Source organism: Streptomyces sp. NPDC040622, assembly GCF_055593965.1.
In genome coordinates this window covers 220,069-241,172 of the sequence record NZ_JBVIXD010000002.1, presented here as the reverse complement: position 1 = coordinate 241,172, position 21,104 = coordinate 220,069, and the positions used below count along the sequence as shown (strand labels likewise).

Annotated in this window: 16 protein-coding genes; 6 read left to right on the top strand and 10 right to left on the bottom strand. The window is 68.5% G+C overall.

Annotation, left to right across the window (positions count from 1 at the left end; translation table 11 throughout):
- Positions 1-44: 44 nt before the first annotated feature.
- The 6 genes from ACZ592_RS05470 to ACZ592_RS05445 all read left to right on the top strand — a co-directional run bounded on the left by ACZ592_RS05470 (position 45) and on the right by ACZ592_RS05445 (position 6,838).
- Entirely contained in the window at positions 45-758 is a 714-nt protein-coding gene (locus ACZ592_RS05470) for a Crp/Fnr family transcriptional regulator (RefSeq protein WP_471580206.1), read from the top strand.
- Positions 759-894: 136 nt separating this feature from the next.
- Entirely contained in the window at positions 895-1,740 is an 846-nt protein-coding gene (locus ACZ592_RS05465; RefSeq protein ID WP_471580205.1) for a hypothetical protein, read from the top strand.
- The gene (locus ACZ592_RS05460; RefSeq protein WP_471580204.1) at positions 1,737-3,881 is read left to right on the top strand and encodes a hypothetical protein; all 2,145 of its coding nucleotides are present in this window, start codon (positions 1,737-1,739) and stop codon (positions 3,879-3,881) included. The genes ACZ592_RS05465 and ACZ592_RS05460 overlap by 4 nt, the downstream gene beginning before the upstream one ends.
- Before the next feature lie 30 nt (positions 3,882-3,911).
- The gene (locus tag ACZ592_RS05455) at positions 3,912-5,042 is read left to right on the top strand and encodes a PE-PGRS family protein (protein WP_471580203.1); all 1,131 of its coding nucleotides are present in this window, start codon (positions 3,912-3,914) and stop codon (positions 5,040-5,042) included.
- Positions 5,039-5,572, top strand: coding sequence for a Pycsar system effector family protein (locus ACZ592_RS05450; protein WP_471580202.1), 534 nt, complete (start codon positions 5,039-5,041; stop codon positions 5,570-5,572). Before ACZ592_RS05455 ends, ACZ592_RS05450 begins: the two co-directional genes overlap by 4 nt.
- Before the next feature lie 63 nt (positions 5,573-5,635).
- On the top strand, positions 5,636-6,838 hold the full coding sequence (locus ACZ592_RS05445; RefSeq protein WP_471580201.1) for a M48 family metalloprotease: 1,203 nt from the start codon (positions 5,636-5,638) through the stop codon (positions 6,836-6,838).
- Between the two features lie 99 nt (positions 6,839-6,937).
- On the opposite strand, the gene ACZ592_RS05440 is transcribed toward ACZ592_RS05445, so the two are convergent.
- The 10 genes from ACZ592_RS05440 to secE all read right to left on the bottom strand — a co-directional run bounded on the left by ACZ592_RS05440 (position 6,938) and on the right by secE (position 21,090).
- Positions 6,938-10,852, bottom strand: a complete 3,915-nt coding sequence (locus ACZ592_RS05440; protein ID WP_471580200.1) for a DNA-directed RNA polymerase subunit beta' — start codon at positions 10,850-10,852, stop codon at positions 6,938-6,940.
- Positions 10,853-10,948: 96 nt separating this feature from the next.
- On the bottom strand, positions 10,949-14,434 hold the full coding sequence (gene rpoB, locus ACZ592_RS05435; RefSeq protein WP_471580199.1) for a DNA-directed RNA polymerase subunit beta: 3,486 nt from the start codon (positions 14,432-14,434) through the stop codon (positions 10,949-10,951).
- A gap of 588 nt (positions 14,435-15,022) precedes the next feature.
- Positions 15,023-15,403, bottom strand: a complete 381-nt coding sequence (gene rplL, locus ACZ592_RS05430) for a 50S ribosomal protein L7/L12 (protein WP_471580198.1) — start codon at positions 15,401-15,403, stop codon at positions 15,023-15,025.
- A 108-nt stretch (positions 15,404-15,511) separates the two neighbouring features.
- Positions 15,512-16,042, bottom strand: coding sequence for a 50S ribosomal protein L10 (rplJ, locus tag ACZ592_RS05425; RefSeq protein ID WP_471580197.1), 531 nt, complete (start codon positions 16,040-16,042; stop codon positions 15,512-15,514).
- Between the two features lie 256 nt (positions 16,043-16,298).
- Positions 16,299-17,153 carry an SCO4651 family lipoprotein gene (locus tag ACZ592_RS05420; RefSeq protein WP_471580196.1) on the bottom strand — a complete coding sequence of 285 codons (855 nt, stop codon included), beginning with the start codon at positions 17,151-17,153 and terminating at the stop codon, positions 16,299-16,301.
- A 142-nt stretch (positions 17,154-17,295) separates the two neighbouring features.
- Positions 17,296-18,192, bottom strand: a complete 897-nt coding sequence (locus ACZ592_RS05415) for an SCO4651 family lipoprotein (protein WP_471580195.1) — start codon at positions 18,190-18,192, stop codon at positions 17,296-17,298.
- Positions 18,193-18,349: 157 nt separating this feature from the next.
- Complete coding sequence (gene rplA / locus ACZ592_RS05410; RefSeq protein WP_466557297.1) at positions 18,350-19,072, bottom strand: 50S ribosomal protein L1; 723 nt, start codon at positions 19,070-19,072, stop codon at positions 18,350-18,352.
- Positions 19,073-19,161: 89 nt separating this feature from the next.
- A complete protein-coding gene (gene rplK / locus ACZ592_RS05405; RefSeq protein ID WP_030782612.1) occupies positions 19,162-19,596 on the bottom strand; it encodes a 50S ribosomal protein L11 in 435 nt (144 codons plus the stop codon).
- Positions 19,597-19,771: 175 nt separating this feature from the next.
- Positions 19,772-20,725: a transcription termination/antitermination protein NusG gene (gene nusG / locus ACZ592_RS05400; protein WP_471580194.1), complete on the bottom strand. Its 954-nt coding sequence runs from the start codon at positions 20,723-20,725 to the stop codon at positions 19,772-19,774.
- Between the two features lie 77 nt (positions 20,726-20,802).
- Entirely contained in the window at positions 20,803-21,090 is a 288-nt protein-coding gene (gene secE / locus ACZ592_RS05395) for a preprotein translocase subunit SecE (RefSeq protein WP_055564537.1), read from the bottom strand.
- Between the last annotated feature and the right edge of the window lie 14 nt (positions 21,091-21,104).

Genomic DNA, 21,104 nt, shown 5'->3' with positions numbered 1-21,104 from the left:
CAGTAGCTTGATCGGTCCGCTGGACGATCGGGGGACCCATGACGGTGGCGCACTTACCCGGGGACGGCGGTCTGGACGACCGCGTCCCCTTCCTCGCCCGCCTGGAGAGCGAGGAACGCTCCGCCCTGCTCGGGCTCGGCCACGAGCTGGACTTCGCTCCCCGCATCAGGCTCCTGCACCAGAACGAACCCTCGTCGCACGTCCTGCTCATCCTGTACGGCTGGAACAAGGTGACCGCCGCGGCCGCCAACGGGTACGAGGCGCTCCTCGCCCTGCGCGGCCCCGGCGACATCATCGGAGAGTCCGCCGCACTGACCGGACGGCCGCGCTCGGCGACGGTGACCGCCCTGGAGGCCGTGCGCGCCGTGGCCGTGGAACACGAACGGTTCACGGACTTCCTCGGCCGCTCCCCCGCCGCCTCCTTCGCCCTGCTGGCCCTGACCTCCGACCGCACCCGGGCCGCCGACCGGCGCCGCCTGGAGTTCGCGTCCATGAGCGTCAAGGAACGGTTCGCCGCACTGCTGCTCGACCTCGCCCGCACCCACGGGCGCCGCACGGCCGAAGGCATCGAGCTCGCCGTGCCACTGAGCAAGCAGGAGCTCGCCGGGTCCGTCGGGGCGTCCCGGGAGATGGTGCAGCGGCTGCTCAAGGAATTGCGCGACCGGGAGGCGGTCTCCACCGGGCGGCGGGCCCTCGTGATCATGCGACCCGACGTACTGCGGCGCATCGCGCGCGCCGAACGCCCCGAGCACTGGTGACCGAGGGCCACCACCCGCTTCCCCAAAGCGACTCTGTGCACACGGTCACACTTCGAGTGCGTCATCCGCCCTCACCGCGGGGAGCCCGTCGTCGGCACGCTTCAGGTCGGCACGACTCCCCGAGCGAAGGGCGAACATGACCGACCCCGTGAGCCGCACGATCCTGCTGCTCGACATCGAGAAGTACAGCGACCGCGACGACGTCGAACAGGCGTATCTGCGACGCATGTTGTACGACATCACCGACCGTGCGCTGGAGAGCGCCCGGATCGACGAAACCCTGCGGCTGCGCGCCGACCGCGGCGACTCGGTGATGGAGCTGATCGACGCCAACGCCTCGGTGCACGCCCTGCTGCGCGCTCTCCTCGGTGAGGTGCCGGCCCAGCTGCGCGCGGTCAACCGGATGGCATCGCGCTCCGCGCAGATCAGGCTGCGGGCCGTGGTCGCGACGGGATACGTGGCGGTGGACGAGCTGAACGGATGGGTCGGCTCCGACCTCAACCACGCCTGCCGGCTGCTCGACGCCGACGTCCTGCGTGCGGCGCTGCGGGAACGCGCCGACGACTTCGCGCTCTGCGTCTCGCAGGGCGTGTACGCGGGTGTCGTGCGGCACGACCGGCCGGGCGTCCCGTCCGACGGCTTCCACGCCGTCACCGTCGACAGCAAGAACGGCCCGCTGGAGGCATGGCTGCACGGGCCCGTGCCGGGTGCGGCCCTGACCGATGACCACTGTGGAGCGGGGGAAACCCCGGCGCCGGGCGGCGGCTCGGGGGACCGTCCGGCGCCGGGGCGGGGGACTCCTCCCGGGTCCGCGGGTGCGGTCTTCACCTTCCACGGCGGCTCCCCCAGCTTCGGCGGCAGCCTCGTGGGCGGCGACCAGCACGGGGTGTCCGGCGGGACCGTCAAGGGCGACGTGTATCTGGGCGGTGCATCAGGCGTACCCGGCACACCCGCGGGACCGGGGCGGGGTGACTCCGCGTGAACCCTCCGTCGCCGGCTCCCCCGGGGGCCGTACCTCCCCAGGACCCGCGCCCCGCCGAGCCCCGGGAACCCGAGGAGCAGACGCAGGAGGCGCGTGCCGCCCAGCGCGAACTCTTCGCGCACGCGCCGGAGTTCATCATCGGCGCGGCTTCCTCCTTCGGGGGCTCGCTGGTCGGCGGCGCCCAGCACGGGGTGTCCGGCGGGTCCGTAGGCCGGGACGTCGTCATGGGTGGCAAGACCGAGATCCACCAGTACGGGGCGGCCGGCCCCGCGTACGCCTCCGGCGAGGTCCCTCGCGAGCGGCTCGACCGGCTCGCCGGTGTCTTCGTCGAGGGACCCGCTTTCGCGGCGGCGCTCCGGCGGTTGCGCGAGGACCGGGTCCTGGTGCTCTCGGGGGCCCATGCCACCGGGCGCGCCGCGGCCGCACTGATGCTCCTGCGCGGCGCGGGCAGCGCCACTGTGCGGGCCCTGCAGCCCGAGACCAGCCCGGGCGCGCTGGCCGCGCAGCTCACGCACGGGGATGGCCATGTGCTCCGCGACATGGTGCTCAGCCGGAACAAGCCGCTGCGGGACACCCATCTGTACGCCGCCCGCGACCAGCTCAAGAGTTCCGGCGGCCATCTGGTGATCACCGTCGAGAACTCCCCCCACCTGCTGGGCGCCGTCCCTGCCGTCTGGGAGACGCCGGACCCGGCCCAGGTCCTGCGCGCGCACCTGTCCGCCCTGCACCACCAGGAGGCCGCCACCGTCGAGCGGCTGCTCACGCTCGGCCCCGTGGTGGATTTCCTGGGCACCGGACGGCGGCGGCCGGCCGAGGTCGCGGACTTCGCCGAGCGCCTCGCCGGGTACGACGGGTCAGAGCAGGCGCTCGGACGACTCGTGGACTTCGGTGTCGCCGCCGTGGAGAAGCAGTGCCGGACCTGGCTGAGCGACCCGGCGCTGACCCTGCGGGACAAGGCGTTCCTGATCTCGCTCGCCGTCTTCGACCAGGCGCCCTACGTCCTGGCCGCCGAACTCGCCGACAGACTCTTCGTGCACTTCCAGCGCCTCCAGCATCCCGAACAGCCCCCGGAGATCCCGGTGTTCGGGCCCGCGGCGGCCGACCGTCTCGACCTGGCGCGTGCCGTGGGTGAGGAACGGCACGAGCCGACCGAGTGGGGCCCCGTACCCCAGTACCTGGCGCGCTTCAGCGAGGAACGCACCCCGAAGGCCCTGCTCACCGAGGTATGGACGGGGCACCCCTCGGCCCGCCCCGCGCTCGTCGACTGGCTCAAGCAGCTGGCCCGCGACGGACGCCCCCTGGTGCGGACCCGCGCCGCGGCGGCGACCGCGCTCCTGGCGTACGCGGATCTCCCCTCCACCATGGCGCTCCTGATCGACACGTGGGCGGCCTCGCCGTCCTTCGGCCCCCGGGTCACCGCGGCGAACGCACTCACCCTCGCCCAGCTCTCCGGCGCCCCGGTGGTCCTGCGGCTGCTCTCGCAGTGGTGCACCGACCCGCACTGGGCGCGCCGCTGGACCGCGATCCGTGCCTTCGCGCTGCTCGCGCCGCTGCGGCCCGATCTGGCCGGGCCCGCCCTCGACGCACTGGCGACACGAGCCCGTGCGGAGAGCAGCAGCGCGGCCGAGCGGGACAACCTCATCGAGTCGACGGCTCTGCTGCTCTCCGCGGGCAGCCGCGGCGAAATGCTCTCCGAGCTGGTGCGACTGCTCTACCTGGACACCCCCGCGGTCCGCTCCCTCGCGCTCGACGCGTTCGTACGCGCCTGCGACAACCCGGAGGAGGGCGGCCTGGTCGAGTGGTACGCCGAGTCCGGCACGCACCACACGGAGTGGGCCCGCGACCTCGCCACTCTCTGGCGGACGGCGCTGGGCGACCGCTCCCACACCCGGCCCGCACTCGAGGCGATGCGGACCTGGGTGTACGTCGCCGGGCGGCACCCCGACGCCGAACGGGCCCTCGCCGGGCTCCTGCCCGCCCTGGTCGGCACGGTCGCCGACCGCGACCGGCTCGACCACCTGCTGCGGACCCTGCGCGCCGAGGACGGCGGCCCGCGCCCCGAGATCGCCGACCGGCTCCTCCAGGTCCTGCACCCGGCGCCCCCGGTGAGCCGTCCGGCAGCCCCCTCCCCCTCCCTCTGACTCGCACCCGAACCATCGAGGAGTTGACCCATGGCGGACATCCGCCGACAGCCGGAGTGGCAGCAGCAGGCCGACCGGCACACCCGGTTGATCGACCCGGTGCTCACGGTCCGGCCGATCTCACGCTTCGACTACACCGCGCGCAGGCCGGTGACCGCGATCGACCACGCCTTGGTCTTCGCCACGGCGGGCGGCACGTACGACGTCTTCGTGCCGCCCCACCGGCCGACCCGGACGGACGCGGCCACCCGCCGCTACGTCTCGGTGTACGAGGTGGACCTGGGCAGCCACCCCGTCCAGGTCGAACTTCAGCTCCCCAGCGACGACGACGCGTTCTCGTTCGGGGTCACCGCCGACCTGACCTGGCGGGTGACCGACCCGATCAGGTGCGTGGCATCCGGAGAGCGCGATCTACCGACCCGGCTCACCCGCGAGCTGCACCAGTTCGCCCGGCCGGTCAGCCGCCGCTTCGCGATCGAGGACAGTCCGACCGCCGAGGCAGCCGTCCAGCGGGCGGTCGAGGCGGGGGGCTTCGCGGCGGGCATCGGTGTCACGGTGACCTGCCTGGTGCGGCTGCGGCTCGACGAAGAGGCGATCGCCCACCGCCAACGGCAACGGCAACTGCGCTACGAGAACGAGATGCTCGACCCCGAGCACCAGTTCCAGCTGCGTCGGGCCCATCAGGAGCACGAGCTGGAGGCGCTGCGGCAGCAGCAGGCGCAGGAGCTCGTCGCGAAGAAGATCGCCTTCTACCAGTACCACCTGCAGCACGGCGGAGTCGGCGACTGGGCCCTGCACCTGGCCCAGCACCCCGACGACACCCAACTGGTGATGAGCAACATCCGCAGGGACCAGCTCTCGCTCATCCAGAGCCAGTTGGAGCTGATCGGCGGCGACGGGCTCGAGGACTACCAGAAGGCGGAGTCCGCGAAGTTCGCGCTGCGGGCGCTCAACGAGCTCATCAGGCAGCAGGGCGTGGGCAGCGCTCCCCCGGCGCAGGACGCGGGCCCCGCGCCGAGCGAGCCGGGCCCGCAGGACGCCCTGCTCGGCGCGGCCGGCCCGGCAGGGCAGCCGCCGGAGCCCACCGACCGGCCCCCCGCACCCCAGCCGTACGGGCAGCCGCAACCGTCCGGAGACCCGAGCGCCCCCTCGTCCGCATGACCGCCCCGAGCGGCACCACCTCCACCGGCGGCCCCGACGCCCCGGGGGTCAAGCTCGCCGAACGGCTGCTGACCGACCTGCGGGGCGAGATCGCCCGCGCCGACAGCAAGGCCGGCGTCCTGGTGGGCGCGCTGGGGATGACGGCGGGCATGTTCAGCGGGCTGCTCGCGGGTCGCGACTGGCGGCCGAGCGCGCTGTCCCCGGCCGGCACAGCAACCTGGTGGGCGGGGATCGCGACCCTCACGCTCGCCCTGTTCGCCCTGCTGCTGGCCGTGCTGCCCCGGTACCGCACCGGTGCCGGGGCCGCGGGACAGCCCCTGTCGTACTTCGGGGACATCCAACAGGCCGTACGCGAGGGCCGGTTGGCCGCCGCACTCGCCGAGACGGAACGCTGTCCCGCTCTCGGCCTCACCTCGGCCCTGGCCGAGACCAGTCGTATCGCCGCGCGCAAGCACCAGTGGATCCGCACCGGCCTGATCGCCTTCTGCGTCGGCACGGTGCTGCTCCCGGTGGCTCTGCTCATCGGCTGACGCCCCAGCACCGCACACCGCACATCCCCACCCGTCGCCCCACGAGCCGAAGGAACCCGTACCGTGTCCCCTCCCGGCCCCGCCTACCCGGAACCGCCGTACCCGGGCGATCCCCGCCCCCCGCAGTACCCCACGGCCTCCCCGCAGTACCCCACGGCCGCCATTCCGCCTCAGGCCCCGCCGCCCTACCCGGGCACCCCGCAGTACCCCGCGGGCGCGCCCAGTGCGCCCCCTGAGTCCGCTCCGCCCTCGCAGTACCCGCAGCCGCCCCAGACCACCCCGCAGGCCTCGCCGTCGCTCCCCCACCGGGCCACCGACGACCTCGACTACCGCCACCTCGGCTCCCGCGTCCACGTGGCCGCACACCAGCGCGGCGCCGACGCCACCGCGGTCGGCAGTCTGCTGGTCCACGCACCGGGGTTCATCGTGAGCCTGATCGTGGTCGGCTCGCTCGCGCTGGCGCTGTTCGGCGCCCTCGGCTGGCTGATCGTCCTCACCTGGCTGGCCTCCGGCGCGCTCGTCTTCCATCGCCCGACGGAGCTGGCCTTCGCCCGCCACGTCCTCGGGCTGCGTCACCCCCTGGCCGAGGAGAGGGCACGGCTCGACCCCGTCTGGCGCGAGGTCACCGCTCGCGCGGGCGTCGAACCGCACACGTACGAACTGCTGGTGGAGAACAGCGACGAGCTGAGCGCCCTGGCGGCGGCGGGCCACGTCGTCGGCGTGACCACCTACTCCTTGAACCAGCTCCCCAGCAGCAGGCTCGCCGCCGTGCTCGCCCATGAGCTCGGCCACCACACGGGCGGCCACTCCTGGGCCGGTCTGCTCGGCTACTGGTACTCGCTGCCCGGACGGATCGTCTGGGGAATCGCCCGCTGGTTCGCCCGCGTCGCGCTCTTCGTCGCGCGCCACATCTCGGTCCTCGCGACCGGCGTCATCTTCCTGGCCATCGGCGCCTTCGCCGTCGCGGCGGCGGCCACCCTGTGGTTCATCGTGATCCCGCTGATCGCCGCGCCCTACCTCCTCGCCCACGTCGGGCGCCGCAGCGAACTCCGCGCCGACCAGCAGGCCGCCGCCCTCGGTTTCGCCCCGACCCTGACCGAGGTGCTCCATCAGATGCAGGCCCAGGAGGACAGCGACCGCGCCCGGGCGCTCACCGCGGGACGCCGCGTGGGAAAGCCGGGCAGGCTGGCCGGGCTCCTCTCCAGCCATCCGGACACCCGCACGCGGCTGCGCGCGCTGGAGCCCCACCTCCGGCTGAACCGCTGACCGTCCTCCCGGCAGGCGGAAACGCCGCAGGGCGGCCACCCCTTTCGGGATGACCGCCCTGCGGTTCGACTCGAGCGAACGACTCGCCCGGAGCCACTCTTACTGGTTGTAAGGCCCGTAGTCGTAGTCCTCCAGCGGAACGGCCTGGCCGGAGCCCGTGCCGAACGGGGAGTAGTCGATGTCGTCGTAGCCGACGGCCGAGTACATCGCGGCCTTGGCCTCCTCGGTCGGCTCGACCCGGATGTTGCGGTAGCGGGAGAGACCCGTACCGGCCGGGATGAGCTTACCGATGATGACGTTCTCCTTGAGGCCGATGAGGCTGTCGGACTTGGCGTTGATCGCCGCATCCGTCAGGACTCGGGTCGTCTCCTGGAAGGAGGCGGCCGACAGCCAGGATTCCGTCGCCAGCGAGGCCTTGGTGATACCCATCAGCTGCGGACGGCCGGAGGCCGGGTGGCCGCCTTCCGTGACCACACGACGGTTCTCGGTCTCGAACTTCGAGCGCTCGACGAGCTCGCCCGGCAGCAGCTCCGCGTCGCCGGACTCGATGATCGTCACGCGGCGCAGCATCTGCCGGATGATGATCTCGATGTGCTTGTCGTGGATCGACACGCCCTGGCTGTTGTAGACCTTCTGGACTTCGCCGACCAGGTGGACCTGGACCGCGCGCTGACCGAGGATCCGCAGCACGTCGTGCGGGTTGGTGGCACCGAAGGTGAGCTTCTGGCCCACCTCGACGTGGTCACCCTCACGCACGAGGACCTTGGCACGCTTCGAGATCGGGAAGGGAGTCTCGTCGCTGCCGTCGTCCGGCGTGACGACGATCTTCTTGGTCTTCTCGGTCTCCTCGATACGGATGCGGCCGGCCGCCTCCGAGATCGGGGCGACACCCTTGGGCGTACGAGCCTCGAAGAGCTCGACGACACGGGGCAGACCCTGGGTGATGTCGTCACCGGCCACACCACCGGTGTGGAAGGTACGCATCGTCAGCTGTGTGCCGGGCTCACCGATGGACTGGGCGGCGATGATGCCGACCGCCTCACCGATGTCGACCAGCTTGCCGGTGGCGAGCGAACGGCCGTAGCAGAAGGCACAGGTGCCGACCGCGGACTCGCAGGTCAGGACCGAGCGGGTCTTGACCTCCTCGACGCCGTTGGCGACCAGGGCGTCGATGAGGACGTCACCGAGGTCGACGTTGGCCGGCGCGATGACCTTGCCGTCGATGACGACGTCCTCGGCCAGCATGCGGGCGTACACCGAGGTCTCGACGTTCTCCGTCTTGCGGAGCACACCGTCCTCGCCCTTGACCGCGATCTTCAGCTTCAGACCGCGCTCGGTGCCACAGTCCTCCTCGCGAATGATGACGTCCTGGGAGACGTCGACCAGACGACGGGTGAGGTAACCGGAGTCGGCGGTACGCAGAGCCGTGTCCGCCAGACCCTTACGGGCACCGTGCGTGGAGATGAAGTACTCGAGGACGGTCAGGCCCTCACGGAACGAGGCCTTGATCGGACGCGGGATGGTCTCGTTCTTCGCGTTCGACACCAGACCACGCATACCGGCGATCTGACGCATCTGCATCATGTTTCCTCGGGCACCCGAGTCAACCATCATGAAGATGGGGTTCGTCTTGGGGAAGTTCGCGTTCATCGCCTCGGCAACCTCGTTGGTCGCCTTGGTCCAGATCGCGATGAGCTCCTGCGTGCGCTCGTCCTTGGTGATCAGACCGCGCTCGTACTGCTTCTGGACCTTCTCGTCCTGGGCCTCGTAGCCCGCGACGATCTCCTTCTTGGCCTCGGGGACCACGACGTCGGAGATGGCCACGGTGACGCCGGAACGGGTCGCCCAGAAGAAGCCGGCCGCCTTCAGGTTGTCGAGCGTCGCCGCCACGATGACCTTGGGGTAGCGCTCGGCCAGGTCGTTGACGATCTCGGAGAGCTGCTTCTTGCCCACCGAGTAGTCGACGAACGGGTAGTCCTCGGGCAGCAGCTCGTTGAAGAGCGCGCGGCCCAGGGACGTGCGCAGCCGGAAGCTGTCGCCGGGCTGGTAGGCCCGCTCGTCACCGAACTCCTCGCCGTCCGCGTTGACCGGCGGGGTCCAGCCGCGCGGCGGGATGGTGCCCACCGGGAAGCGGATGTCGACGGACGACTGGAGCGCGAGCTCGCCGGCGTCGAACGCCATGGTCGCCTCGGCGGTGGAGCCGAACGCACGGCCCTCGCCCTTGACGTCACGGAGCTCACCGTCGGTGGTCAGGAAGAACAGACCGAGGACCATGTCCTGGGTCGGCATCGTGACCGGACGGCCGTCGGCGGGCTTCAGGATGTTGTTCGAGGACAGCATCAGGATGCGGGCCTCGGCCTGCGCCTCCGCGGAGAGCGGCAGGTGCACGGCCATCTGGTCACCGTCGAAGTCCGCGTTGAACGCGGTGCAGACGAGCGGGTGGATCTGAATGGCCTTGCCCTCGACCAGCTGCGGCTCGAAGGCCTGGATGCCGAGGCGGTGCAGCGTGGGCGCACGGTTCAGGAGAACCGGGTGCTCCGCGATGACCTCTTCCAGGACGTCGTACACGACCGTGCGGCCGCGCTCGACCATGCGCTTCGCCGACTTGATGTTCTGCGCGTGGTTCAGGTCGACCAGGCGCTTCATCACGAACGGCTTGAAGAGCTCCAGTGCCATGGCCTTCGGCAGACCACACTGGTGCAGCTTCAGCTGCGGGCCGACGACGATCACGGAACGCGCGGAGTAGTCCACACGCTTACCGAGAAGGTTCTGACGGAATCGGCCCTGCTTGCCCTTGAGCATGTCGCTCAGGGACTTCAGCGGGCGGTTGCCGGGACCGGTGACCGGGCGACCACGACGACCGTTGTCGAAGAGGGCGTCCACGGCCTCCTGGAGCATGCGCTTCTCGTTGTTCACGATGATCTCGGGCGCACCGAGGTCGAGAAGGCGCTTCAGGCGGTTGTTGCGGTTGATCACGCGGCGGTACAGGTCGTTCAGGTCGGAGGTCGCGAAGCGGCCACCGTCCAGCTGCACCATCGGACGCAGGTCCGGCGGGATGACCGGCACGCAGTCGAGCACCATGCCCTTGGGGCTGTTGCTGGTCTGCAGGAACGCGGAGACGACCTTGAGGCGCTTGAGCGCACGGGTCTTCTTCTGGCCCTTGCCGGTACGGATGATCTCGCGGAGGCGCTCGGCCTCCTCGTCGAGGTCGAAGGACTCCAGGCGCTTCTGCAGAGCAGCCGCACCCATGGAGCCGTCGAAGTACGTGCCGAAGCGGTCACGCAGCTCGCGGTAGAGCAGCTCGTCGCCCTCGAGGTCCTGGACCTTGAGGTTCTTGAAGCGGCTCCACACCTCGTCGAGACGGTCGATCTCGCGCTGCGCACGGTCGCGCAGCTGCTTCATCTCGCGCTCGGCGCCTTCGCGCACCTTGCGGCGCACGTCGGCCTTGGCGCCCTCGGCCTCGAGCTCGGCCAGGTCGGTCTCGAGCTTCTTGGCGCGGGCCTCGAGGTCCGAGTCGCGACGGTTCTCGACCTGCTGGCGCTCCACGGAGACGTGCGCCTCCAGGGAGGGCAGGTCACGCGTACGGCGCTCCTCGTCCACGAACGTGATCATGTACGCCGCGAAGTAGATGACCTTCTCGAGGTCCTTCGGGGCGAGATCAAGCAGGTAGCCGAGGCGCGACGGGACGCCCTTGAAGTACCAGATGTGCGTGACAGGGGCGGCCAGCTCAATGTGGCCCATCCGCTCACGACGCACCTTGGCGCGAGTGACCTCGACGCCGCAGCGCTCGCAGATGATGCCCTTGAAGCGGACACGCTTGTACTTGCCGCAGTAGCACTCCCAGTCCCGGGTCGGACCGAAGATCTTCTCGCAGAAGAGTCCGTCCTTCTCGGGCTTGAGCGTGCGGTAGTTGATGGTCTCCGGCTTCTTGACCTCGCCGTGGGACCACTGTCGGATGTCGTCCGCGGTGGCAAGGCCGATCCGCAGCTCGTCGAAGAAGTTGACGTCGAGCACTTTGTCGTCAATCCCTCTTTCGGGGTCGAGTCTCAATCATGGTCTGAACGGGTCCGGGGAGAGCCGGCCGGATCGGAGATCCGGCCGGCCAACCCGTCAGACCTCTTCGACGCTGCTCGGCTCGCGCCGGGACAGGTCGATACCGAGCTCCTCCGCCGCGCGGAAGACGTCCTCGTCGGTGTCGCGCATCTCGATGGACATGCCGTCCGAGGACAGCACCTCCACGTTGAGGCAGAGCGACTGCATTTCCTTGATGAGCACCTTGAAGGACTCGGGGATGCCGGGCTCGGGGATGTTCTCGCCCTTGACGATGGCCTCGTAGACCTTCACGCGGCCGGTCACGTCGTCGGACTTGATCGTCAGCAGCTCCTGGAGGGCGTATGCGGCGCCGTATGCCTCCAGCGCCCACACCTCCATCTCACCGAAGCGCTGACCACCGAACTGAGCCTTACCACCCAGCGGCTGCTGGGTGATCATCGAGTACGGACCGGTCGAACGCGCGTGCAGCTTGTCGTCGACCAGGTGGTGCAGCTTGAGGATGTACATGTACCCGACCGAGATCGGGTCCGGGAACGGCTCGCCGGAGCGGCCGTCGAACAGCTGCGCCTTGCCGGACGGCTGGACCAGGCGGTCGCCGTCGCGGTTCGGGATCGTGGCCTCGAAGAGACCGGAGATCTCGTCCTCGCGGGCGCCGTCGAAGACCGGGGTCGCGACGTTGGTGCCCGGGGGGACCTGGTCGGCGCCGATGGCCTGCAGACGCTGCGCCCACTCGTCGCCGAGCCCGGAGACGTCCCAGCCGCGGCTGGCGAGCCAGCCGAGGTGGATCTCCAGGACCTGTCCCGGGTTCATTCGGGACGGCACACCCAGCGGGTTGAGGATGATGTCGACCGGAGTTCCGTCCTCGAGGAACGGCATGTCCTCGATCGGAAGGATCTTCGAGATAACACCCTTGTTGCCGTGACGGCCGGCCAGCTTGTCGCCGTCCGTGATCTTGCGCTTCTGCGCCACGTAGACACGAACCAGCTGGTTCACGCCCGGCGGCAGCTCGTCGCCCTCTTCACGGTCGAAGACGCGGACGCCGATGACCTTGCCGATCTCGCCGTGCGGCACCTTCAGGGAGGTGTCACGGACCTCGCGCGCCTTCTCACCGAAGATCGCGCGGAGCAGGCGCTCCTCCGGCGTCAGCTCGGTCTCGCCCTTGGGCGTGACCTTGCCGACGAGGATGTCGCCGGCGACGACCTCGGCACCGATACGGATGATGCCGCGCTCGTCGAGGTCGGCGAGGACCTCTTCGGAGACGTTCGGGATGTCCCGGGTGATCTCCTCCGGGCCGAGCTTGGTGTCACGGGCGTCGACCTCGTGCTCCTCGATGTGGATCGAGGAGAGGACGTCGTCCTGCACGAGGCGCTGCGACAGGATGATCGCGTCCTCGTAGTTGTGACCCTCCCACGGCATGAACGCCACGAGCAGGTTCTTGCCGAGGGCCATCTCGCCCTCTTCGGTCGCGGGACCGTCGGCCAGGACCTGGCCCTCGATCACGCGGGCGCCCTCGTCGACGACAACCTTCTGGTTGACGGAGGTGCCCTGGTTCGACCGGGAGAACTTGGCGATGCGGTACGTGGTGTACGTGCCGTCGTCGTTGGTGACCGTGACGTAGTCCGCGGAGACCTCCTGGACCACACCCGCCTTCTCGGCCTTGATCACGTCACCGGCGTCGACCGCACAGCGGTACTCCATGCCGGTGCCGACGAGGGGAGCCTCGGCGGTGATCAGCGGCACGGCCTGACGCATCATGTTCGCGCCCATGAGGGCACGGTTGGCGTCGTCATGCTCAAGGAAGGGGATCATCGCGGTCGCGACCGACACCATCTGGCGCGGCGAGACGTCCATGTAGTCGACGTCCGTGCCGGGCACGTAGTCGATCTCTCCGCCACGACGGCGGATCAGGACGCGGGCCTCGGCGAAGTGGAGGTCGTCCGTCAGCGGCGCGTTGGCCTGCGCGATGACGAAGCGGTCCTCCTCGTCGGCCGTCAGGTAGTCGACGTCGTCGGTGACCTGGCCCTCGACGACCTTGCGGTACGGCGTCTCGACGAAGCCGAACGCGTTGACGCGGCCGTAGGAGGCGAGCGAACCGATCAGGCCGATGTTGGGGCCTTCGGGCGTCTCGATCGGGCACATGCGGCCGTAGTGGGACGGGTGCACGTCACGGACCTCGAAGCCGGCCCGCTCACGGGAGAGACCACCCGGGCCAAGCGCCGAGAGACGGCGCTTGTGGGTGAGACCCGACAGCGGGTTGTTCTGGTCCATGAACTGCGACAGCTGCGAGGTGCCGAAGAATTCCTTGATCGACGCCACGACCGGGCGGATGTTGATCAGGGTCTGCGGCGTGATCGCCTCGACGTCCTGGGTCGTCATGCGCTCGCGCACGACGCGCTCCATACGAGCCAGACCCGTGCGGACCTGGTTCTGGATGAGCTCGCCGACGTTGCGCAGACGACGGTTGCCGAAGTGGTCGATGTCGTCGGTCTCGACGACGATCGACGTACCGCTGTCGCCAACGGTCTCGGTCTCACCGGCGTGCAGCTTCACCAGGTACTTGATCGAGGCGATGATGTCCTCGACCGTCAGGATGCCCGCGTCGAGCGGAGCGTCCGCACCCAGCTTCTTGTTGACCTTGTAGCGGCCGACCTTCGCGAGGTCGTAGCGCTTGGGGTTGAAGTAGAGGTTCTCGAGCAGCGTCTGAGCGGCCTCACGGGTCGGCGGCTCGCCCGGACGGAGCTTGCGGTAGATGTCGAGCAGCGCGTCGTCCTGGCCCTGGGTGTGGTCCTTCTCCAGGGTGGCGCGCATGGACTCGTACTCGCCGAACTCCTCGAGGATCTGCTCGGTCGTCCAACCGAGAGCCTTGAGCAGAACGGTGACCGACTGCTTGCGCTTGCGGTCGATGCGGACACCGACCATGTCGCGCTTGTCGATCTCCATCTCCAGCCAGGCACCCCGGGACGGGATGATCTTGGCGGAGAAGATGTCCTTGTCGGACGTCTTGTCGATCGAGGAGTCGAAGTAGACGCCGGGCGAACGGACCAGCTGCGACACCACGACACGCTCGGTGCCGTTGATGACGAAGGTGCCCTTGTTCGTCATGAGCGGGAAGTCGCCCATGAAGACCGTCTGGGACTTGATCTCGCCGGTCTCGTTGTTGGTGAACTCGGCGGTGACGAAGAGCGGGGCGGCGAACGTGAAGTCGCGCTCCTTGCACTCGTCGATGGAGTTCTTCGGGGGCTCGAAACGGTGGTCGCGGAACGTCAGGGACATCGACCCGGAGAAGTCCTCGATCGGGGAGATCTCCTCGAAGATCTCCTCCAGACCGGACTTGGTGGGGACGTCCTGTCCGCTGTCCAGAGCCGCCTCGACACGAGCCTTCCACGCGTCATTGCCGAGCAGCCAGTCAAAGCTCTCGGTCTGCAGCGCAAGAAGGTTCGGAACCTCGAGGGGCTCCTTGATCTTTGCAAAGGAGATGCGCAGCGGGGCGGTGCTGGCGCCGTTGTTCGTATTCGCGGTCGAGGCAGTGCGCGAGGCGGCCAAGAGGGGGTCCTTCCGAGGGCTCGGACTCACTACGCGCGTACCGGTCCCAGGCTGGACACAGGGACAGAATTCCCAGGTCAGGGAAGATTCGGTCCACGGTGCTCAAGCATGGGCATGCCCCTGGTGACGGGCAGGAGGCAGCTAACAGGCAGCGCAAAGGGTCAGTGTAGCCAGTTGGCCCACTGATGTCCAGTGCGGGTTCTGGGAGACCCTCGTTGTTCTCAACCCCTGCTGCAAGCCACGCCCTCGATGCACATCGATACTGCCCTCTTCGCCGCCGATCCATGCCTCGGATCCGGATCGTTGTGACGACGCGTCCTGAGAATTGCGCGCTGCGTGCGGTTCGTCAAGGCCCCCCTGCCCCGACTTCTGCCCCGACTTCGCTCTGAGATCGTCACCGTCACGGGCCGTCCCGAGGCACAACGAAGATCACCATACTCGTCGGGGCCGACATCGCAAGGCACCGTTCGCGCGCGTGCCCGGGAACGCCGAAAGGCGACCACCCACATGGGTGATCGCCCTTGGCGACCCGTGCGTTACAGCGTGTCCGCCGTACGTACGGTGAAAAGAGTCAGACGACTCGTGAGGTCACTTGACCTCGACGGAGGCGCCGGCGCCCTTGAGGGCCTCGGCGGCCTTCTCCGCGGCGTCCTTGGCGACCTTCTCGAGGACCGGCTTCGGGGTGCCGTCGACGAGGTCCTTGGCCTCCTTGAGGCCCAGGGAGGTGAGCTCGCGCACGACCTTGATGACCTGGATCTTCTTCTCGCCGGCGCCGGTGAGGATGACGTCGAACTCGTCCTGCTCCTCGGCGACCTCGGCAACGGCGCCCGGGCCGGCCGGGGCAGCGGCGACCGCGGCGGCGGCGGTGACGTCGAACTTCTCCTCGAAGGCCTTCACGAACTCGGAGAGCTCGATGAGGGTCATGCCCTCGAACTGCTCGAGCAGGTCTTCCTGAGACAGCTTCGCCATGATGGCGTCCTTCCACTAATTCGGCTGGTGCCGGGTGTATATGAAGGCGGGCGTACGTTGGGCCCGCTACGACCGTCGCCTCAGGCGGCGGTCACTGTGCGAGCCGAATTACTCGGCACCGCCCTGCTCGGCCTGCTTGACACGAAGCGCCTCCGCGGTGCGGACGAACTTCGAGGGCAGCGCCTGGAAGAGCTGAGCAGCCTGGGACTGCTTGCCCTTGAAGGCACCGGCCAGCTTGCTGAGCAGAACCTCGCGGGACTCGAGGTCCGCAAGCTTCTTGAACTCGTCGGCGGACAGCGCCTTGCCGTCAAGGACACCGCCCTTGATGACGAGGTTGGGGTTGTCCTTGGCGAAGTCACGAAGACCCTTCGCCGACACCACCGGGTCACCGGTGACGAAGGCAACCGCCGTCGGACCCGAGAACAGGTCGTCCAGCGTGTCGATCCCGGCCTGGTTGGCCGCGATCTTGGTCAGCGTGTTCTTCACCACGGCGTACTCGGAGTTCTCACCGAGCGAACGGCGCAGCTGCTTGAGCTGGGCCACGGTGAGACCCCGGTACTCGGTCAGCACGGCGGCGTTCGAGCTGCGGAACTTGTCCGTGAGCTCGGCTACCGCGGCAGCCTTGTCGGGCGTCGGCATAGAGCGTCGGCCTCCTTCCGGGTGATGAGGACCGCTCAAAAGGGGCCGACAAAACAAAACGCCCCGTCGCAGGCGCACGGGGCGTGAGCTCGACCGGACGAAGTCCGGGAGCACTACCACAGTCACCTGCGCGGGTCGTCCGCAGTTTCAACGGATCCTTCGGCCACTACGCCCTCAAGTGAGAACACAGCAACGACCAGCGGTCTTTGGCTTCTGTGGAAGAGTACGCGAACGGGTTCGCGTCAGGCAAATCCGGTCAGCCCTGGAGGCCCTTCATCTCCGCGCCGAAGTCCATGACCAGCTTCTTCGGCGGCGCCTCGACGTGCACCGGCTTGTTGTAGTCGAGGAAGGTGATGGTCATGTCGAGGGGGCCCTTGTCGCCCTTGCCGCGGGCGCGGAACTGCTTGGTGTGGTCCTCGCCGTCGACCCACATGTCCATCGTGAGCTTCTCGATGCCCATCTCCTCGTACTGCTTCATGCTCTTCTCGCGGCGCTTCTTGGTGGCCGCGTCCTCGTCCTTGTAGAGCTCGCGCATCTGGTCCAGCGTGACCGTGCCCGTGTAGTGCGTGGTCTCGACGCCGCCGACGGACTCGCTGCCGACCTTCTTGAGGTCCTTGGAGCCGGTCAGGAGTGCGGACTGGTCGGCCGGGTTGTTGTCGGCCTGCCCGGAGATCGAGTTGGCGCCGGGCTGCCCGCCCTTCTCGCCCATGGCCTTGGCGTCGAACTTGATCCAGCTCTTGCCGTCCATCTCCTTGGCGGCCGCGGCGCCACCGTCGAGGTAGACCGCACCGTCGACGAACCGCATCTCGACCTTGTCCGGGCCCTGGTCGGGCGCGGACAACTTCATGCTCATGGCGAGCGGCTTGGTGCTCATCGCGGCGTCTGCGCGCACCCGCCCGTCCCCCGGGACGCTGCCCTTCATGCGGAACGTGAACGAGGTGAGGTCCTCGGTCTTGGCCGCGGCCTTCTTCACGGCCGCCGCGGGCGCCATGTCCTCCCCCGCCTTGTCGGCCTTCTCCGACCCGCAGCCGACCGCTCCGCCGGCCAGCAGCAGGGCCGCCAGCGCGGCGCCCGCGGCTCTCTTGCGACCCATACGCACAGACATACTCATGACCCCACCCCTAGGAACATTTGATCCAATTACTTCGGTGGAGATTACCCGAAGGTAAAGCGTGTTTTCCTCCGGGTAATCCGGGGGTGGGGTCAGGGACGGGGCCAGGTGGCGGCGTCCCGGGTCCGCGGCCCGTCGCGGACTACGTGGCCGGCTGCCTGTTGATCAGGTCCTTGAAGCTCATCGTGTCCGAGGCCGGGGGCTTCTCCACGGAGAGCGGGGTGCCGTAGTCGCTGTAGTAGGCGGTCTGCGAGAACGGGCCGTTCTTCGTGTCGGCCTTCTCGATCTTCTTGACCAGCAGGTCGTCGTCGTTGACCCAGATGTCGATCGACTCGGTCCGCATGCCCGCCTGGTCGAACTGCTTCTTCAGCTCGGACATCTGGGCCTCGTCCAGGTCCGTGCTCTTGGCGGTGAAGTCCGCGATGTCGACCTTGCCGGAGTAGTGGGTCGCCTTCGTCCCGCGGACCGTCTCCTCGCCGACGCGCTTCACGTCACCGGAGGCCAGCAGCATCTTCACCGACTGGTTGGGCGTCGTGTTCTGCATCTGGTCCTGGAAGGCCTGGCCCGCGGCGCCGCTCATCTCGGCCAGCGTGGCGTAGTCGTACTCCAGCCAGTGCTTGCCCCCACCCGCCTGCTCGGCGAACTTGTCGCCCATGTTCGCGTAGAAGCCGTTCTTCAGGTAGCGGTAGTCGAGCTTCGTCTGGCCCAACTGCCGCATCTGCTGGGCCTGCGTGCCACCGGTGAAGTTCACCGTGACGTTGCCCGTGATGCCGTCCGACCAGCCCATGACGCCCTTCATGTCCATGGACGTCAGCGTGCCCATGGTCGTCGAGCCGTCGATCTTGGCGGTATCCGCGTCGTCGGTCGACTTCTCGACGGTGCGCAGGGCGGCTATGGGGCTGACGCTGATGCCGCCCTTGTCCTTGCCGTCTCCGTCCGCCTTGTCGGAGGAGTCGCCCGAACCACAGGCCGCGAGGCCCGTCAGCGCGGTGACCACCGCGATCGAAAGACCCGCTCGCCGCATAGCCGTGCTCTTCATGTTCGTCCCACCCCTTGGCTCATGGAGCTCCGCACGCTAGCGCAGCCCTCTGACAGACGTATCCGAAAGGCCCGTACACAAACAGGACGGGCCCCGCACCTCGAAAGGTTGCGGGGCCCGTCCACAGAACGCGTACGCGACGCGGCTGCCGTCAGATTCAGACGGCGGCCGGGTCCTCCTCGACGAGGAGGTTGCGGGTGCGGTTCGAGTCCAGCGGAACGCCGGGGCCCATCGTGGTGGCGATGGCGGCCTTCTTGATGTAGCGACCCTTGGCGGCCGACGGCTTCAGACGGAGGATCTCCTCCAGGGCCGCGGCGTAGTTCTCCACCAGCTTGGTGTCGTCGAAGGACACCTTGCCGATGATGAAGTGCAGGTTCGAGTGCTTGTCGACGCGGAACTCGATCTTGCCGCCCTTGATGTCGTTGACAGCCTTCACGACATCGGGGGTCACGGTGCCGGTCTTCGGGTTCGGCATCAGACCACGCGGACCGAGCACGCGGCCGAGGCGGCCGACCTTGCCCATGAGGTCCGGGGTGGCGACGACGGCGTCGAAGTCCAGGCGGCCCTTCGCGACCTCGTCGATGAGCTCGTCGGCGCCGACGATGTCGGCCCCAGCGGCTTCCGCGGCCGCAGCACGGTCACCGGTCGCGAAGACCAGGACCCGGGCGGTCTTGCCGGTGCCGTGCGGGAGGTTCACGGTGCCGCGGACCATCTGGTCGGCCTTGCGCGGGTCGACACCCAGACGCATGGCGACCTCGACGGTGCCGTCGAACTTGGTCGAGGAGGTCTCCTTGGCGAGACGGACGGCCTCGAGCGGGGCGTACAGCTTCTCCCGGTCGATCTTGGCGTCCGCAGCGCGGAGAGTCTTGCTGCGCTTCACTTCTGCTCCTGTTTTGGTTCAGGTATGGAGTTGTGGTGCGGACCAGCGCTTGGCCCTACCACTGGAGAAAGGTCAGACGGGGTGGAGACTCAGCCCTCGACCGTGATGCCCATGGAACGGGCGGTGCCGGCGATGATCTTCGACGCGGCGTCCAGGTCGTTGGCGTTGAGGTCTTCCATCTTGGTCTGCGCGATCTCACGGATCTGCGCCTCGGTGACCTTGGCGACCTTGGTCTTGTGGGGCTCGCCGGAGCCCTTCTCGACACCAGCGGCCTTGAGGATCATCTTGGCGGCCGGCGGCGTCTTGGTGATGAAGGTGAAGGAGCGGTCTTCGTAGACCGTGATCTCCACCGGGATCACCCAGCCACGCTGCGACTCGGTCGCGGCGTTGTAGGCCTTGCAGAACTCCATGATGTTGACGCCGTGCTGACCGAGCGCGGGGCCGACCGGCGGAGCCGGGTTGGCCGCGCCGGCCTGGATCTGGAGCTTGATGAGCCCCGTGACCTTCTTCTTCTTGGGAGGCATTGCTCTCTCCGGGTCCTAGTGAGAGTTTCCAGCCGCCATCCAGTCATCCGGATGGAGGCATACCGCACCACGATAACGGGTATAGCAGCGCGGCCAAAAACCGAGCAGGTCAGACAGGCTTTGAGAGCCCGTCTGACCTGGTCGGAGGCGTATGTTCCAGAGGAAGCCGCGAGGGCTAGTTCTTCTGGATCTGGTCGAAGCTGAGCTCGACCGGCGTCTCGCGGCCGAAGATCTCGACGAGGCCCTTGACCTTCTTCGAGTCGGCGTTGATCTCGTTGATCGTCGCCTGCAGCGTCGCGAACGGGCCGTCGGTGACGGTGACCGAGTCGCCGACCTCGAAGTCCAGGACCTGGACCTCGACCTTGCGCTGCGGAGCGGGCTTGCCCTCGGCCTCCGCGGCCTCGCGGGCGGCCTTCTCCTCGGCCTCCGGGGCGAGCATCTTGACGATCTCGTCCAGGGTCAGCGGGTACGGGTCGTAGGCGTTGCCCACGAAGCCGGTGACGCCGGGGGTGTTGCGGACGACGCCCCAGGACTCGTTCGTCAGGTCCATGCGCACCAGCACGTAGCCGGGGAGCTTGTTCTGACGAATGGTCTTGCGCTCGCCGTTCTTGATCTGGGCGACCTCTTCCTGCGGCACCTCGGCCTGGAAGATGAAGTCCTCGACGTTCAGCGAGACGGCACGCTGCTCGAGGTTGGTCTTCACGCGGTTCTCGTAACCGGCGTACGTGTGGATGACGTACCACTCGCCGGGGAGGGTGCGGAGCTCCTCGCGCAGGGCGACGATCGGGTCGACCGGCTCGGCCTCCTCGACGGGCTCGCCCTCGGCGTCGTCAGCCTCGTCGGCGTCCTCAGCCTCGACGGCCTCGACGGCCTCGTCGGCTTCTTCGAGCTCTTCGACGGGCTCCTCGTCGGCGACCTCGGCGACGGCGGCCTCGTCCTCCTCGGACTCGGCGACAGCCTCGGCGTCGCCCTCCAGGTGGATGGCCGCCTCTTCGGCGGGCTCGCCGGCGGCGACGTCGGCCGCCTCGGCCTGATCCGGCGCCTCGGCGTCCGCCGCCTCGACGATGTCGAGCTCGTCCTCAACGGACTCGACCGACTCGATGGCGTCGTTCAGGTTCGGGTCAGACACGGTGGCTGCTTCTTCCTGGATACATGGGGTGGAACACGCGAATAGGGGCGCCGGGTACGGCGCCCTTCGCTCTCGGCTCAGCCGAAGATGTACTTGACAGCGTGGCTGAAGCCATAGTCAATCACGGTCACAAGGCCGATCATGATGACGACGAAGACAATCACCACTGTGGTGTAGGTCGTGAGCTGACTGCGAGTCGGCCAGACGACCTTACGGAGTTCCGCGACGATCTGGCGGTAGAAGAGCGCGAGACGGCCGAAGGGGCCCTTCTTGCCGCGCTTGCCGCCCTTGCGGGCCTTCTTCTTGGACTCCGGCGCCTCGTCCTGGGCATCAGGCATGTCGATGGAGCCCACGGCGTCCGTCACTCGTCCTCACCTGA